At 71.6% G+C, this 14030-nt stretch carries 11 protein-coding genes; 8 read left to right on the top strand and 3 right to left on the bottom strand.

The window, feature by feature from the left end:
* Positions 1–46: 46 nt before the first annotated feature.
* From frr to DEJ21_RS05895, 6 genes are all read left to right on the top strand, one after another.
* The gene (gene frr, locus DEJ21_RS05920) at positions 47–601 is read left to right on the top strand and encodes a ribosome recycling factor (protein ID WP_027465871.1); all 555 of its coding nucleotides are present in this window, start codon (positions 47–49) and stop codon (positions 599–601) included.
* Positions 601–1611: a phosphatidate cytidylyltransferase gene (locus DEJ21_RS05915; RefSeq protein WP_258374889.1), complete on the top strand. Its 1011-nt coding sequence runs from the start codon at positions 601–603 to the stop codon at positions 1609–1611. The genes frr and DEJ21_RS05915 overlap by 1 nt, the downstream gene beginning before the upstream one ends.
* A gap of 77 nt (positions 1612–1688) precedes the next feature.
* Positions 1689–2237, top strand: a complete 549-nt coding sequence (locus tag DEJ21_RS05910) for a DivIVA domain-containing protein (RefSeq protein ID WP_071406375.1) — start codon at positions 1689–1691, stop codon at positions 2235–2237.
* Between the two features lie 147 nt (positions 2238–2384).
* Positions 2385–3299, top strand: a complete 915-nt coding sequence (locus DEJ21_RS18540; protein ID WP_258374888.1) for a lytic transglycosylase domain-containing protein — start codon at positions 2385–2387, stop codon at positions 3297–3299.
* Between the two features lie 12 nt (positions 3300–3311).
* Positions 3312–3614: a hypothetical protein gene (locus tag DEJ21_RS05900; protein WP_110863985.1), complete on the top strand. Its 303-nt coding sequence runs from the start codon at positions 3312–3314 to the stop codon at positions 3612–3614.
* Positions 3611–4360 (top strand): alpha/beta hydrolase, encoded by a 750-nt coding sequence (locus DEJ21_RS05895; protein ID WP_111224017.1) that lies wholly within the window; start codon positions 3611–3613, stop codon positions 4358–4360. The genes DEJ21_RS05900 and DEJ21_RS05895 overlap by 4 nt, the downstream gene beginning before the upstream one ends.
* 87 nt (positions 4361–4447) lie before the next feature.
* Here the strand turns inward: DEJ21_RS05895 and DEJ21_RS05890 are convergent, their stop codons facing one another.
* Entirely contained in the window at positions 4448–6289 is a 1842-nt protein-coding gene (locus tag DEJ21_RS05890; protein ID WP_111224016.1) for a hypothetical protein, read from the bottom strand.
* A gap of 184 nt (positions 6290–6473) precedes the next feature.
* Between DEJ21_RS05890 and DEJ21_RS05885 the strand changes: the two genes are divergently transcribed.
* On the top strand, positions 6474–8216 hold the full coding sequence (locus tag DEJ21_RS05885; protein ID WP_111038568.1) for a hypothetical protein: 1743 nt from the start codon (positions 6474–6476) through the stop codon (positions 8214–8216).
* The gene (locus DEJ21_RS05880) at positions 8213–9223 is read left to right on the top strand and encodes a tetratricopeptide repeat protein (RefSeq protein ID WP_111224015.1); all 1011 of its coding nucleotides are present in this window, start codon (positions 8213–8215) and stop codon (positions 9221–9223) included. The genes DEJ21_RS05885 and DEJ21_RS05880 overlap by 4 nt, the downstream gene beginning before the upstream one ends.
* 88 nt (positions 9224–9311) lie before the next feature.
* Here DEJ21_RS05880 and glgB read toward each other — a convergent pair whose 3' ends face one another.
* Positions 9312–11873, bottom strand: a complete 2562-nt coding sequence (gene glgB, locus DEJ21_RS05875; RefSeq protein WP_111224014.1) for a 1,4-alpha-glucan branching protein GlgB — start codon at positions 11871–11873, stop codon at positions 9312–9314.
* Positions 11870–13870, bottom strand: coding sequence for an alpha-1,4-glucan--maltose-1-phosphate maltosyltransferase (locus tag DEJ21_RS05870; protein ID WP_181435796.1), 2001 nt, complete (start codon positions 13868–13870; stop codon positions 11870–11872). The genes glgB and DEJ21_RS05870 overlap by 4 nt, the downstream gene beginning before the upstream one ends.
* Between the last annotated feature and the right edge of the window lie 160 nt (positions 13871–14030).

Genomic DNA, 14030 nt, shown 5'->3' with positions numbered 1-14030 from the left:
CCCCGGCGCTGACTAGACTCGACGCCAGTACCGAAGGAGTAACACCGTGATCAGTGATGTCCTGACCGAAGCCACCGAGAAGATGGCGAAGGCTGTCGAGGTCGCCAAGGACGACTTCTCGACCGTCCGCACCGGCCGCATCAACGCGGCGCTCTTCCAGAAGATCCCGGTCGAGTACTACGGCACGCCGACGCCGCTCGCGCAGCTCGCGTCGCTGCAGACCCCCGAGGCCCGCACGCTCATCGTGACGCCGTACGACAAGACGGCGCTCAAGGAGATCGAGCGCGCGATCGCGACCTTCCCGAACCTCGGCGCCAGCCCGACGAACGACGGCGACATCGTCCGCGTGACGATCCCGGAGCTCACCAAGGACCGCCGCAAGGAGTTCGTCAAGCTCGTGCGGACGAAGGGCGAAGACCACAAGGTCGTCGTCCGGAACATCCGCCGCAAGGCCAAGGACGACCTCGACGCACTCAAGGGTGAGATCTCCGACGACGAGATCTCGCGCGGCGACAAGGACCTCGAGGCCCTGACGAAGAAGCACGTCGACCAGATCGACGAGTCGCTGAAGAAGAAGGAAGCCGAACTCCTCGAGGTCTGATGCGTCGCTCCGACCAGGGCGATGACCGCCCCACAGCAGAGCACGGGCCCGCGTCGAGCGAGCCCGTGAAGAAGGGGCTCCGTCAGGACTTCGATGCGCGCGCACGAGCGGCGCGCACCGATTTCGAGGCGCAGCTCCGCCAGCGCAAGGCCGACTTCGGCGCGCGCAACGAAGCGCTGACCGCGCGGACCGGGCGCAACCTGCCGGCGGCGATCGGCATCGCGCTCGCGTTCGCGGTCGTGATGCTCGGCACGCTGCTCCTCTGGCCGCCGTCCTTCATGGTCGTCGCGGCGTTCCTGCTGGGCGTCGGCGTCTACGAACTCACGAGCGCGATGCGGTTCGCCGGCCGCGACGTCCCGCGGATACCGAGCGTCGCCGTCGCGATCGCGATCGTGCCGGCGGCGTTCCTGCTCGGCCAGGTGGCGGCGCTGTTCACCCTGCTTGGCGGCATCGTCCTGATCAGCGTCTGGCGACTGCTCGAGGTCGCCGTCGCGCGGCAGAAGCCCCCGGCGGGCAACGTCGCCCGTGACCTCACGAACGGGCTGTTCGTCCAGGCCTACATCTCGTTGCTCGGCGCGTGCGTCGTGCTGCTCTCCGCCCAGCCGGACGGCAACCTCTGGGTGATCGGGTTCATCCTCGTCGTCGTCGCGGTCGACACCGGCGCGTACGCCACCGGGCTGAACCTCGGCAAGCACCCGATGGCACCCCGCATCAGTCCCAAGAAGACGTGGGAGGGCTTCGCCGGGTCCGTGGCGGCGAGCATCGTCGTCGGCATCCTGGTGACCGTGTTCATGCTCGGGCTGCCCTGGTGGACCGGTGTCCTGCTCGGTGTGCTCATCTCCGGTTCGGCCACGCTCGGCGACCTCACCGAGTCGATGATCAAGCGCGACCTCGGCATCAAGGACATCTCGTCGTTCCTGCCCGGTCACGGCGGCCTGCTCGACCGCATCGACAGCATCCTGCCGTCCGCCGCGGTGGCCTACGTGCTGTACCTCGTCGTCAACCACTGACTGCGCCCGTGCCGGGCTGAACGCCGCACTCAGCGCGTCCAGGTTGTGCCAGGGGTCCGGACTGGCAGAATGACGCCGTGGCCACCACCTTCCCGACCGCAGCCCGTTCCGCCCTCGGTTACGACGTCGACGAAGTCGAGCGTTTCCTCGAGGACGCCCGGCGCGCGTACTCCGCCGACGACAGCGCCCCCGGCATCGAGGCCGCGAAGATCCGCGCCACGGCGTTCTCGATGCGCAAGGGCGGCTACTCCACGTCGCACGTCGACGCCGCACTCGAGCGACTCGAGGACGCCTTCGCGGCCCGCGAGCGTGAGCGGGAGATGAGCGAGGTCGGCAAGAAGGCCTGGTACGCCGAGGCGCGGACGAAGGCCTCCGACGTCGTGGCGCGGCTCGAACGGCCCGACGGGCAGCGGTTCAGCCGGGTCAGCGTGCTCGGCACCGGCTACCACCCGAAGGACGTCGACGCGTTCGCCGCCCGGCTCGCCGGGTACTTCCGCGAGGGCAAGCCGCTCAGCCTCACCGAGGTCCGCTCGATCGTCTTCCGCCCGAAGCACGGCGGGTACCGCGAGGCGCAGGTCGACGCCCTGCTCGACGCCGTCGTCGAAGTGATGCTCGCTGTCCGCTGACGACGCGCTGTCCCCAGGTGCTTCGCTTTCCGTGATCGTTCCGTTACCCTGGTCCTACTCATGGGCAGGCACACGGCAGACTCAAGCTCCGACCGCGATACCCGCGAGCACCTCAGCCTCCAGGCTTCCGGTGAGCGCCGCGCGGCAATGCAGCGAACCCGCACGACGGAGACGTCGGCGTTCGGGGTGACCCCGCAGGCAGCGCCCGCGACGACGGGTCCGGTCGCCACGCCGAAGTCGGTGGCGGCGAACCGCGTCTCCGACGAGCGTGTGGCGTCCTTCGCCCACGATGCCCTGGTCGAGGCCGACCAGCGTCCCGCGAAGCAGCGCACCGCGACGGTGCAGCGCCCAGCGACGCCGAAGCTCGTGAAGCCCACCGCGTCGTCGGTGAACGCCGTCGCCCGCAAGCGTGCGGTCGCCCCGATGATGTCCTTCGTCGGCGTGTTCCTGTTCGTCGGCGGCTCGCTGTTCAACCCGCTGCAGGCCGACGTGGCACAGGCCGCCGTCGACACCCCGGTGCTCGTGAAGACGCCGCCGGCGCCGCAGCAGTACACCGCGCACGGCACCTACGCCCTGGCCGCGGCCGACCGTGACGGCTACGACGTCACCGTCCCGGCCCCGAAGGTCGTCAAGCCCGTCGTCGAAGAGGACGAGGCCGACGCCGACGCCGAGACCACCGACGACAGCGCGGACGCCGCGGCCACCGAGACCCAGCCGGTCTCGGCCGCCAACACGCTCGCCGCCACCGCCGCGACGCCCGACCCGGGCAGCGCGCAGGCGATCGCCCTGCAGCAGGTCACGGCTCGTGGCTGGGGGACCGACCAGTACAACTGCCTGGTCTCGCTGTGGAACAAGGAGTCCGGCTGGCGGGTGAACGCCTACAACCCCAGCGGTGCGTACGGCATTCCGCAGGCCCTCCCCGGCAGCAAGATGGCCACGGCCGGCGCCGACTGGCAGACCAACCCGGCGACGCAGATCACCTGGGGTCTCAACTACATCGCCGGCGTCTACGGCACCCCCTGCGGTGCCTGGGGACACAGCCAGGCCAACAACTGGTACTGATCGGCTGCTCGGGTGCCGCGCAGCAACCGGCCGCGGCGTCCCCGTGGTCGCGACGTCGAGCCTGACGAGGAGACCACCCTCGACCGGCTGATGAGCTCGTGGAAGCGCACCGAGGTCCGCCACGGTCGCGAGTACCAGGTGCAGCCGATCTCGGCCGCGTCGGCGCAGAAGGAGTACATCTGCCCGGGGTGCGGCGGAAGCGTCCTGCCCGGCACCGCCCACGTGGTGGTCTGGCGTGCGGACGGCGTGCTCGGTGACGCCGCCGACCTGGCGTCGCGCCGGCACTGGCACAACCACTGCTGGAGCATCGCATGACCGAGCACGACGTGACGCACGACACCGAGATCCGGTCCGCCACCGTGCTGCCGGCCCGTCGCACCGAGGTCGAGCTCGTCACGGACGACCACCTGACGCTCGTCGGTGAGCTCGCCGAGCCGGCCGACGCCCCGGCCCGCGGGACCATCGTCACGCTCCACCCCCTGCCGACCGCGCACGGGTTCATGGACTCGCACGTCCTCAAGAAGGCCGCGGCACGGTTGCCCGCCCTCGCCGACATCGCGGTGCTGCGGTTCAACTTCCGGTCCGTCACGTCCCCGCGCGGCACGTCCGAGGGCGTCTTCGGCGAGGGTGTGTCCGAGGGCTTCGACCTGCGCGCCGCCGTCGCCGAGGTCGTCGACCGCGGCCTGCCGACGCCGTGGCTGGTGGGGTGGTCCTTCGGCACCGAGGTGATCCTCAAGCACGCGCTCGAACACGTCGAGGCCGGCACGGTCGCCGGTGTCGTCCTGCTGTCCCCGCCGCTGCACCGCACCTCGGACGAGGAGCTCGCCCGCTGGGCTGCCGTCGGGGTGCCGGTCGTGGCGCTCGTCCCGGAGTACGACGACTTCCTGCAGCCCGAGGCCGCGGTGGCACGGTTCGCGCTCGCCCCGAACGTCCGGGTCGTGCCCGTCGACGGTGCGAAGCACCTGTGGGTGGGGGAGCGGTACGTGCGGATCGTCCTCGACGCGATCGCCGACCTCGTCGTGCCGGGCAGCGCCCCGCTGCCGACCCACTGGCCCGTCTGAGCACGACTGTACGACGCCCTGCGGCCTGCCACCTGCACCAGGTGGGACGGCCTGGAGGCGCGGGTCGCGCCTCCAGGCCGTGGACCGTCAGCGGTCGGTCGCGTCCACGTCGTCGTCAGCGTCCGCAGCGGACGCTGCGGCGGGTGCCGTGCCGAGCAGGCCCGTGGCGTTCGTGAGGACCCCGCGGAGGTTCTCGAGGTAGCCCGCGACGGCTTCGCGTTCGGTGCGGATCGCCGCCAGGCGGTCCTCGGCCTCGGCGATGACGCCGGCGGTGCGCTCCTCGGCGTCGGCGACCATGCGGTGCACCCGGTCCTGCGCGTCGGCGACGATGGTGCGGGCATGCTCCTGGGCCTCGGCCGTGCTGGTGCGCTCGAGGTCGTCGGCCTCCTGCTGCAGGCGTTCGGCGCGTTCGCGGGCCTCGGTCGCGCGGCGCGTGGCCTCGGCGAGCTGCAGGTTGGCCTCGTCCAGGTACTTCTGCGTCTCGGTCACCGTCTCGTGGTGCTTCCGCAGGTAGTCCTGTTCAGCGTCGTCGCGGCGGGACGCGAGTTCCGACTCGAGCGTCGTGCGGGCCTCGTCGCGCTCCCGGGCGATCTCGGCACGGACCTCGTCGCGCTCCTTGACCAGGGCGGCGCGGGCGGTGTCGATCTCCTGCCGCAGGGCGGTGCGCTCGGCCTCGAGCACCCCGAGCTCGGCGGTGCGACGGTCGGCGATCTCGGTATCGACCTCGGCGTGCTCGCGCTCGCGTCGGGCGGCGATGGCGTTCTCGTGCTCCCGCACGGCGCGCTCGGCTGCCGCGTCGGCCTCGGCGCGCTCCTGCGCGATCCGGGCGTCGTGCTCCTCGAGCTCACGTGCGATCCGGTCGGCGGTCTCCTGCACCAGGCGCGCGTTCTCGACGCGGGTCTGCTCCTCGTCGACGCGGAGCTGCGCGTGGGCCGCCTCGATCTCCTGCTCGAGTGCGGTGCGGGCTGCTGCCAGTTCGCGGTCCCACTGGGCGCGGGCCGCGGCGAGTTCCTCGTCGAGCTCGCGGCGGCGGTCGGCGACCTCGGTGTCGAGCTCGGCGCGACGGCGGGTGACCTCGGACTCGAGTTCGGCGCGACCGGTCTCGAGTGCCAGCGCGTGTGCCTGCTGCTCTTCGTCACGCTCACGGTGCCAGGCGGCACGGCCCTCGGTGACCTCGCGCTCCAGGGCCTCTCGCCGGGTCGTCTCCTCGCGGTCGAGGTCCTCGGTGCGGCGGGCGTGGTCGGCCTCGAAGACCGAGCGGCGGTGCTCGGTCTCGCGGTCGAGCTCGGCGGCAGCGGTGCGGGCGTCGGCGGACTCGCGCTGGGCGATCTCGCGCAGCTCGGCGACCTCGTGCTCGACCTGGGCGCGCAGTGCGTTCGTCTCGCGGATGGCGACGGAACGGACTTCGGCGGCCTCGGTCACGGCGGCGCCGCGGATCGCGGCGGCTTCGTTGCGGGCGTCCTGCGTGAGCAGACCGGCCTCGGCGCGGGCACGTTCGACGGTGTCGGCTGCCTCGGCGCGGGCGCGGGTCAGTTCGTTGGTGGCGCGGGTGCGGGCGTCCTCGAGGGTGTCGCGCGCTTCCTCCTGGGCCTCGCGGACGGTGCGCTCGGCTTCGGAACGGCTCGAGGCCCGGAGGCGCTGGGCGTCGATGTCCGCCTGACTGATGAGGCGGGTCGACTGCTCCTCGGCCACACGCAGGGTGGACTCGAGGCGGGTGCCCAGACCGCTGTACGTGGGGGTGCCGGCTTCGTCGAGCTCGCCCTGCAGTTCGGAGACCCGGGCCTGCAGGAGACGGATCTCCTTCGCGGCGTCGGCGCGGTCGTTGTTCGACTTGATGAGCTCGCGGCGCAGGTCGTTCAGCGAACGCTCCACCTCGTCGCGGCGGTACCCCCGCAGCTCGGTCCCGAACTCGGCCTCGTCGTTCGCCACGTGTCGCTCCTGGGTGCTCGGCGGAGGGCCCGGATCGGCCCGCGGTCGATTGTAGTGGCGGCCGGAGCGGGTCGTCTGAGTCCGGCGACAGAGCGGATTGATGCGCTGTCCAGCGTTGCTCGCTATCCTGAGTCGCTGATTCGCGCGCCGACATCCCCACCCCGGCGCGGTAGGGAGAGAGTTCGTGCGATTCGTCCTGGCGATCGTCAGTTTCGTCATCGGTCTGCTGCTCGTGGCGCTGGCGGTGGGACAGCGGACCGTGTTCGCGCCGCCGTCCTCGCTCGTGGCCGAGAGCTCGACGACCAGTTCCGCCCCGGTGACCGTGATCCCGGGGACGACGCTCAACGCCAATCCCGGCTACCAGCGCATCAACGTGTCCGGCTCCGGCAAGGTCTTCGCGGCCTACGGCAAGACCGCCGACGTCGACGCCTGGATCGGTGACGCCGAGCACACCACGCTCCGTTTCGACGCCGAGAAGGGCTCGCTGGTCGGGTCGACCTCGGGCAGCGAGACCAGCGTCCCGTCGCCGAAGGGCAGCGACCTCTGGTACCAGGAGTACGACGGTGCCGGGCAGTTCACCGTCCGCCTGCCGCAGGACGTCTCGGTCCTCGTCGTGAGCGACGGCAAGGCCGCAGCACCGAGCGACGTGTCCGTCACCTGGCCGCAGGACACCGCGACGCCGGCGGTCGGTCCGCTGCTCGTGGCCGGCGGCGTGTTCGTCCTCGGAGGTCTCGTGTTGCTCGTCCTCGCCTTCCTGCACCAGCGCCGTGGCCGCGGTCCCCGCCGTCGCAGTGGTGGCAGCCGCCCGCCGCGGGTGCGTGCGTCCCGTCGAGCCGCCGCCGCCGGAGCGCAGGTGCCGCGCCGCGGTCGTCGCGGCACGCGCGCGCTCATCGGCGTCCCGGTGCTGCTCGTCGGCGCCCTGACCCTGGCCGGCTGTTCCTCGGACTACTGGCCGCAGGGCGGCGACCCGTCGCTCGCCACGCCGACCCCGACGGCCACCGCCACGGGGGCTGCGGAGACGACCGAGCCGACGGCTGCGACCAAGCAGCAGATCACCCGCATCGTGCAGCGCACCGCCGCCGTCGCCGAGCAGGCCGACGGGGCGCGCGACCGCGACCTGGTCCGGACCCGGTTCTCCGGAGCGGCGCTCGACCTCCGTCTGGCGAACTACTCGATCCGCGGCAAGGACTCGGACGTCAAGGCACCGCCGGCGATCTCGGCCGCGCAGGTGTGCGTCGCGCTGCCGCAGCAGACCGACACCTGGCCCCGAACGGTCTTCACGATCGTCGCCGAGGACTGTGACGCCAAGTCCGCACCGCAGGCCCTGACCCTGGTGCAGGACACCGCCCGCGATCCCTACAAGGTGGCGTACGACGTCTCGCTCGAGGCCGACGCGAAGATCCCGAGCCTCGCCCCGACGACGATCGGTGCCGCACTGCTCGCGCCGGAGTCGAAGCTCCTGACGATCCAGCCCGACCAGGTCGCGACCGCCTACGGCGACATCCTGTCGAAGGACACCGCCAGCGAGTACGCCGACCTGTTCGCGACCGAGGGCGATGCGCTCCGCACCACCATCGGCAAGGCGTACAAGGACAAGAAGGCCAAGGCCCTGCCGGACACGGCGAAGATCGAGTACTCGTCCGAGGTGCCCGCCGACTCCGCCGTCGCGATCGCGACCGACGACGCCGGCGCCCTGGTCTCCGCGGACCTGGACGAGATCGAGAAGGTGACCCCGACCGCGTCGGGCGCCGAGGTGAACACCGAGGGTGCCGTCAAGGCACTGTCCGGCGTGGACACGAGCAAGAAGGGCATCAGCGCGACCTACAGCGTCCAGCTGCTCTTCTACGTGCCGCCGGTCGCCTCGGATGGCAAAGTGGTCCTGCTCGGGTTCACACAGGGCCTGACCGCAGCGAGTGAGGTGCAATGAGCAACATCCCCCCGACCCCGTCCGGGCTCCGCGGAGCCGTGGACCTGTCGTCCCTCGTCGACCGCGCACAGCGGCCGTCCCAGCCGTCCGGAGCTCCGGCGCCGGCGGGTTCCGCCGGCGGAGCCGTTCCCGGCACCGAGGCCGGCACCGCGAACGGTGCCGACCTGACCGTCCCGTCGCTCGTGATCGACGTCACCGACGCGACCTTCCAGGACGTCCTGGAGCTGTCGAACGTCGTCCCGGTCATCGTGGACATTTGGGCCGAGTGGTGCGGGCCGTGCAAGCAGCTCTCGCCGATCCTCGAGCAGCTCACCGCGGAGTACGACGGCCGCGTGGTGCTCGCCAAGGTGGACGCCGACACGAACCCCCAGCTCGTGCAGGCGTTCCAGGCGCAGTCGATCCCGACCGTCGCAGCCGTGATCGGCGGACGCCCGCTCGGGCTCTTCGTCGGGGCACTGCCCGAGGCGCAGGTCCGCGACGTTTACGAGCAGGTGCTCCAGGCCGCCGAGCAGAACGGCGTGGCCGGTCGCGTGACCGTCGACGGCGCTGCGACCGAGGTCGACGCCGAGCAGGGCGAACCGGAGCCGGAGCCACTCCCGCCGCACCACCAGGCCGCGTACGACGCGATCGAGCAGGGCGACTACGCCACCGCGATCGAGGAGTACAAGACCGCCATCCTGCAGGACCCGCACGACCAGATTGCCGTGGCCGGGCTCGCACAGGTGTCGCTGCTCGACCGGCTGAACGGCCGGACGGCCGACGAGATCCGTGCGGCCGCTGCCGCCGGCCCGCAGGACGTCCAGGCGCAGCTCGCGGTCGCCGACCTCGACATCTCCGGCGGGCACGTCGACGACGCCTTCGGACGTCTCCTGGACCTGGTGCCGACGGTGTTCGGCGAGGACCGTGAGGCCCTGCGCGTCCGGCTCGTCGAGTACTTCGAGCTCATCGGCAGCGAGGACCCGCGCGTCGTCGCGGCGCGTCGCCGCCTGGCGAACGCCCTGTACTAGACCCGGCACGAGACAGACGGGAGGCCCGGTGCCAGCTGGCACCGGGCCTCCCGTCTGTCCGTCGGTCGCGTCGCGGACGCTGGCCGGGCTACTGGGCGAGCTTCAGCCAGACGGCACCGAGCGGCGGCACCACGAGGTGCGCCGAGGCGGGGCGGCCCGCCCACGGGGTGTCCTCGGCGGTGACGACGCCGAGGTTGCCGACTCCGGAGCCGCCGTACTCGGCAGCATCGGTGTTGAGCACCTCGTGCCACTCGCCGGCGGTCGGCAGCCCGAAGCGACGCTCCACCGGCACGCCGGAGAAGTTCACGAACACTGCGACCCGGTCGTCGCCGTCCTTCCGCAGGAACCCGAGGGTCGAGTGCGGTGCGTCGCCGCCCTCGAGCCACTCGAAGCCGTCGGCCGTCGAGTCGTGCGTCCAGAGCGCCGGGGAGTCCTTGTACACGCGGTTGAGCTCCGCGACGAGGTCCTGCACACCGCGGTGACCGGGCTGGTCGAGGAGCCACCAGTCGAGGCCCTTCGCCTCGGACCACTCGGCGGGCTGCGCGAACTCCTGGCCCATGAAGAGCAGCTGCTTGCCGGGGTGCGCCCACATGAACGCCAGGTACGCACGCACGTTGGCGAGCTTCTGCCACTCGTCGCCGGGCATCTTGCCGTACAGCGAGCCCTTGCCGTGCACGACCTCGTCGTGGCTGATCGGCAGGGTGAACTGCTCGCTGAACGCGTAGACGAACGAGAACGTGATCTCGTCGTGGTGGTAGCTGCGGTACGCGGGGTCGCGCTGCACGTACTCGAGCGAGTCGTGCATCCAGCCCATGTTCCACTTCTGCCCGAAGCCGAGTCCGCCGGCGCTCGTCGGCTGGGTCACGCCCGGCCACGAGGTGCTCTCCTCGGCGATCATGACGATGCCGGGGTAGCGCTTGTACGCCGTCGCGTTCGTCTCCTGCAGGAACGAGATGGCGTCGAGGTTCTCGCGGCCGCCGTGGATGTTCGGCAGCCAGTCGGTGCGGGAGTAGTCGAGGTACAGCATCGAGGCCACCGCGTCGACCCGCAGGCCGTCGATGTGGAACTCCTCGAACCAGTACAGCGCGTTCGCGACCAGGAAGTTGCGCACCTGCGGCTGTCCGAAGTCGAACACGTAGGTGCCCCAGTCGAGCTGCTCGCCGCGGCGGGGGTCCGGGTGCTCGAACAGCGCGTAGCCGTCGAAGCGCCCGAGGGCCCACTCGTCCTTCGGGAAGTGCCCGGGGACCCAGTCCAGGATCACGCCGATGCCCGCGGAGTGCAGGCGGTCGATCAGGTAGCGCAGGTCGTCCGGCGAACCGAAGCGCGCGGTCGGTGCGTAGTACCCGGTGACCTGGTAGCCCCACGACCCACCGAACGGGTGCTCGGCGAGCGGCAGGAACTCCACGTGGGTGAAGCCGGTGTACTCCATGTGCCCGATGAGCTGGTCGGCGACCTCGCGGTACGACAGGCCGGGGCGCCACGAGCCGAGGTGCACCTCGTAGACGCTCATCGGGGCGTCGTGGGTGGTGGTCTGTGCGCGGCGCTCCATCCAGGCGGCGTCGCCCTCGGACCACGTGTACGTGGACTCGGTGACGACGGAGGCCGTGGCGGGCGCGATCTCGGCCTCGCGGGCGAACGGGTCGGCCCGCTCCACCCAGCCGGAGTCGGTGAGGATCTGGAACTTGTAGCGCTGGCCGACGACGGCGCCGGGCCAGAACAGCTCCCAGACGCCGAGGTCGCTCAGACGGCGCATCGCGGTGGTGCGGCCTTCCCAGCCCTCGAAGTCACCGATCACGCGGACGGCGGTGGCCCGGGGTGCCCAGACGGCGAACGCGACACCGTCGACACCGTCGACCGTGCGGGCGTGTGCGCCGAGGTGGTGCCAGAGCTGCTCGTCACGGCCCTCGCCGAACAGGTGCAGGTCGAGCTCGCCGAGCGTCGGGGCGAACCGGTACGCGTCGTCGGTGGTCCAGGTGGCGTCGTCCTCGTCCGTGGACTCGTCGTAGTCGTACTCCGACTCGACGCGGTAGCGACCGAGGGTCTCGGCAGTGGCGCCGGCCCAGAGCCCGTCGCCCTCGTGCGTGAGTTCGATGTCGTCGCCGTCGGGGCGCACGAGGCGCACCGCGCGGGCCAGGTGCCGGACGACGCGGACGCTGGTGCCGCCGTCGACCGGGTGCGGGCCGAGCACGTCGTGCGGCTGGGACCAGCGGCCCTCGGCCACCTGCAGACGCAGCCAGTCCTCGATCGGAGCCGGACGCGGATCCGTGGCAGTACCGGTGGCGGCAGCGGCGGCCGGAGCCGAGGCAGCAGCCGACGCCGAAGCAGCGGTGCTGGGGGCGACCGGCGCGTCGACGGAGGCCGGGCGGACCACGGGTGCAGCGCCTCCGGTCGGGGCCGTCGGGACGTCGGACGATGCTGCGGCTGCCACGGACGGCTGCCGCGGGTGCGTCGGGTCGGCGGGGTGCCCGGCGAGCGTGGCCGATTCCGCCACGCCGCGGTCCGGCGCCTCGCGCTGCGTCGGCGGAGCGCCGGGCAGGTCCTCGTCGGGCGCGGACACCTTCGGTTCGTACCGCGGCACGGCCGGCGGCGGAGGCGGCACCGGCGGGACGGCCGGTCCGCGCTTCGTGGGGTCGGTCGGTTCGGGGGTCATCGGTGGGGTCCTTCCACGACGAGCAGGTGCACGGGCTCCTGGAACGCGTCCAGGCGGACGTAGTTCGACGCGCCCCAGGTCCAGCGCTGACCGGTCACGACGTCACGGACGTCGAACAGGCCCTCGGTCGGCAGACCGAGTGCGGCGAGGTCCAGGTGCACGGTGGTCTCACGGGCGGAGTGCGGGTCGACGTTGGCGACCACGATCACGGTGTCGGGGCGCCCTGACCGGATGTACTCGCCCGACAGGTGCTTCGAGTAGACGACGATCGCCGGGTCGTCGGCGGCGTGCACGTGCAGGTTCCGCAGCTGTCGCAGCGCGGGGTGCGCCGCCCGGAGGCGGTTGAGCATCGTCACGTACGGCGCCAGGGACGCACCCTCGGCCTCGGCCAGGGCGAAGTCGCGCGGCTTGTACTCGTACTTCTCGTTGTCGATGTTCTCTTCCGAGCCCGGACGGGCAACGTCCTCGAACAGCTCGTACCCGGCGTACATGCCCCACGTCGGTGCACCGGTGGCGGCGAGCGCCGCGCGCACCTTGTAGCCGGCACGGCCGCCGAACTGCAGGTACTCGGTGAGGATGTCGGGCGTGTTCACGAAGAGGTTCGGGCGCAGGTAGTCGCTCGTCTCGTGCGAGAGCTCCGTGAAGTAGTCCTCGATCTCGTCCTTGGTGTTGCGCCAGGTGAAGTACGAGTACGACTGCTGGAACCCGGCCTCGGCGAGCGCGCGCATCATCGCCGGGCGCGTGAACGCCTCGGCGAGGAACACGGTGTCGGGGTGCTCGTCGCGGATCTCACGGATGACGCGTTCCCAGAACCAGAGCGGCTTGGTGTGCGGGTTGTCGACGCGGAAGATGCGGATGCCGAATGCGATCCAGTGGCGCAGGACACGCTCGACCTCGGTGACCAGGCCCTCGGGGTCGGTGTCGAACTGGATCGGGTAGATGTCCTGGTAGCGCTTCGGCGGGTTCTCGGCGGTCGCGATGGATCCGTCGGCACGCTGCGTGAACCACTCCGGGTGCTGCGTGACCCAGGGGTGATCGGGGGAGCACTGCAGCGCGAAGTCGAGCGCGACCTCCATGCCGGTGTTCTTCGCCGTCTCGACGAAGTCGCGGAAGTCGTCCTCGGTGCCGAGGTCGGGGTGGATCGCGTCGTGCCCGCCCTCGGGGGAGCCGATCGCCCAGGGGCTGCCGGGGTCGTTCGGCCCGGGCGTGAGCGTGTTGTTCGGCCCCTTGCGGGCGGTGGTGCCGATGGGGTGGATCGGCGGCAGGTAGATGACGTCGAAGCCCATCCGGGCGACGGCGGGCAAACGGCGGGCAGCGGTGCGGAAGTCGCCGCTCTTCCAGGAGCCGTCGGGGTTCTTCTTCGCGCCTTCGGAGCGAGGGAAGAACTCGTACCAGGCGCCGACGCCGGCGCGGGTGCGTTCGACGTCGAGCAGCTGGGTGGCGGAGTAAGTCCGGAGCGAGGTGAGCGGGGCTTCCTCGACCTCGGCGACGATCCGCGGGTCGTCGACGGCGGCCAGGCGTTCGGCCGGGTCGAGGTCGGTGTCGCGGACGCGTGCGGCGGCACGGGTCGCGGCGGGGGAGTCGGTCTCCTCGGCCAGCCGGTCGAGCAGCACGGCACCGTCGAGCAGGGTCGCTTCGGTGTCGACGCCGGCCGCGATCTTCAGGCGTGCGCTGTGGAGCCAGCTCGCCCAGTCGTCGGAGTACGACTCGACGTGCCAGGTCCAGACGCCGACGTGGTCGACCTGCACCGTGGCTTCGTAGCGGTCGGTGCCGGGGGCACCGAGGGTCATGGGGACGGTGCGGGTTCCACCGTCTGGGCGTTCGAGGACGAGGTCGGCGCCGATGATGCCGTGTCCTTCTCGGAAGACGGTTGCACCGAACGTGATCACCTCGCCGTCGAATGCCTTGCCGGGGAAGCCGTTCGGCGTCCTCGGGGCGAGCTCGGTGATCGGGATGCGCCCGATCTTCGGGCGGCGGGGTCGGTCTGCGGTGGCCACGGAAGCGACGCTACCCGGCGAGCGGCTCCGCGTTCCCCGGAATCGGCCCGCTGTGGAGGGCCGGGCGCGCCGTGGAGCCTGTTGAGGACCGGACGGGAGGCCCGTGGCGGGGCCGCCACGGGCCTCCCGTCCGCCACCCGGTCGCGACGCCGGGCCGCGC

Origin of the sequence: Curtobacterium sp. MCSS17_006 (assembly GCF_003234215.1) — a bacterium.
GTDB classification, from domain to species: Bacteria; Actinomycetota; Actinomycetes; order Actinomycetales; family Microbacteriaceae; genus Curtobacterium; species Curtobacterium flaccumfaciens.
This window is presented reverse-complemented; position numbering and strand designations above follow the sequence as displayed.

Bases quoted from the DNA above. Each gene is read 5' to 3' on its own strand.
- DEJ21_RS05915 (WP_258374889.1), top strand. From the start codon at position 601: ATGCGTCGCTCCGACCAGGGCGATGACCGCCCCACAGCAGAGCACGGG.
- DEJ21_RS18540 (WP_258374888.1), top strand. From the start codon at position 2,385: ATGCAGCGAACCCGCACGACGGAGACGTCGGCGTTCGGGGTGACCCCG.
- DEJ21_RS05895 (WP_111224017.1), top strand. From the start codon at position 3,611: ATGACCGAGCACGACGTGACGCACGACACCGAGATCCGGTCCGCCACC.
- DEJ21_RS05880 (WP_111224015.1), top strand. From the start codon at position 8,213: ATGAGCAACATCCCCCCGACCCCGTCCGGGCTCCGCGGAGCCGTGGAC.
- glgB (WP_111224014.1), bottom strand. From the start codon at position 11,873: ATGACCCCCGAACCGACCGACCCCACGAAGCGCGGACCGGCCGTCCCG.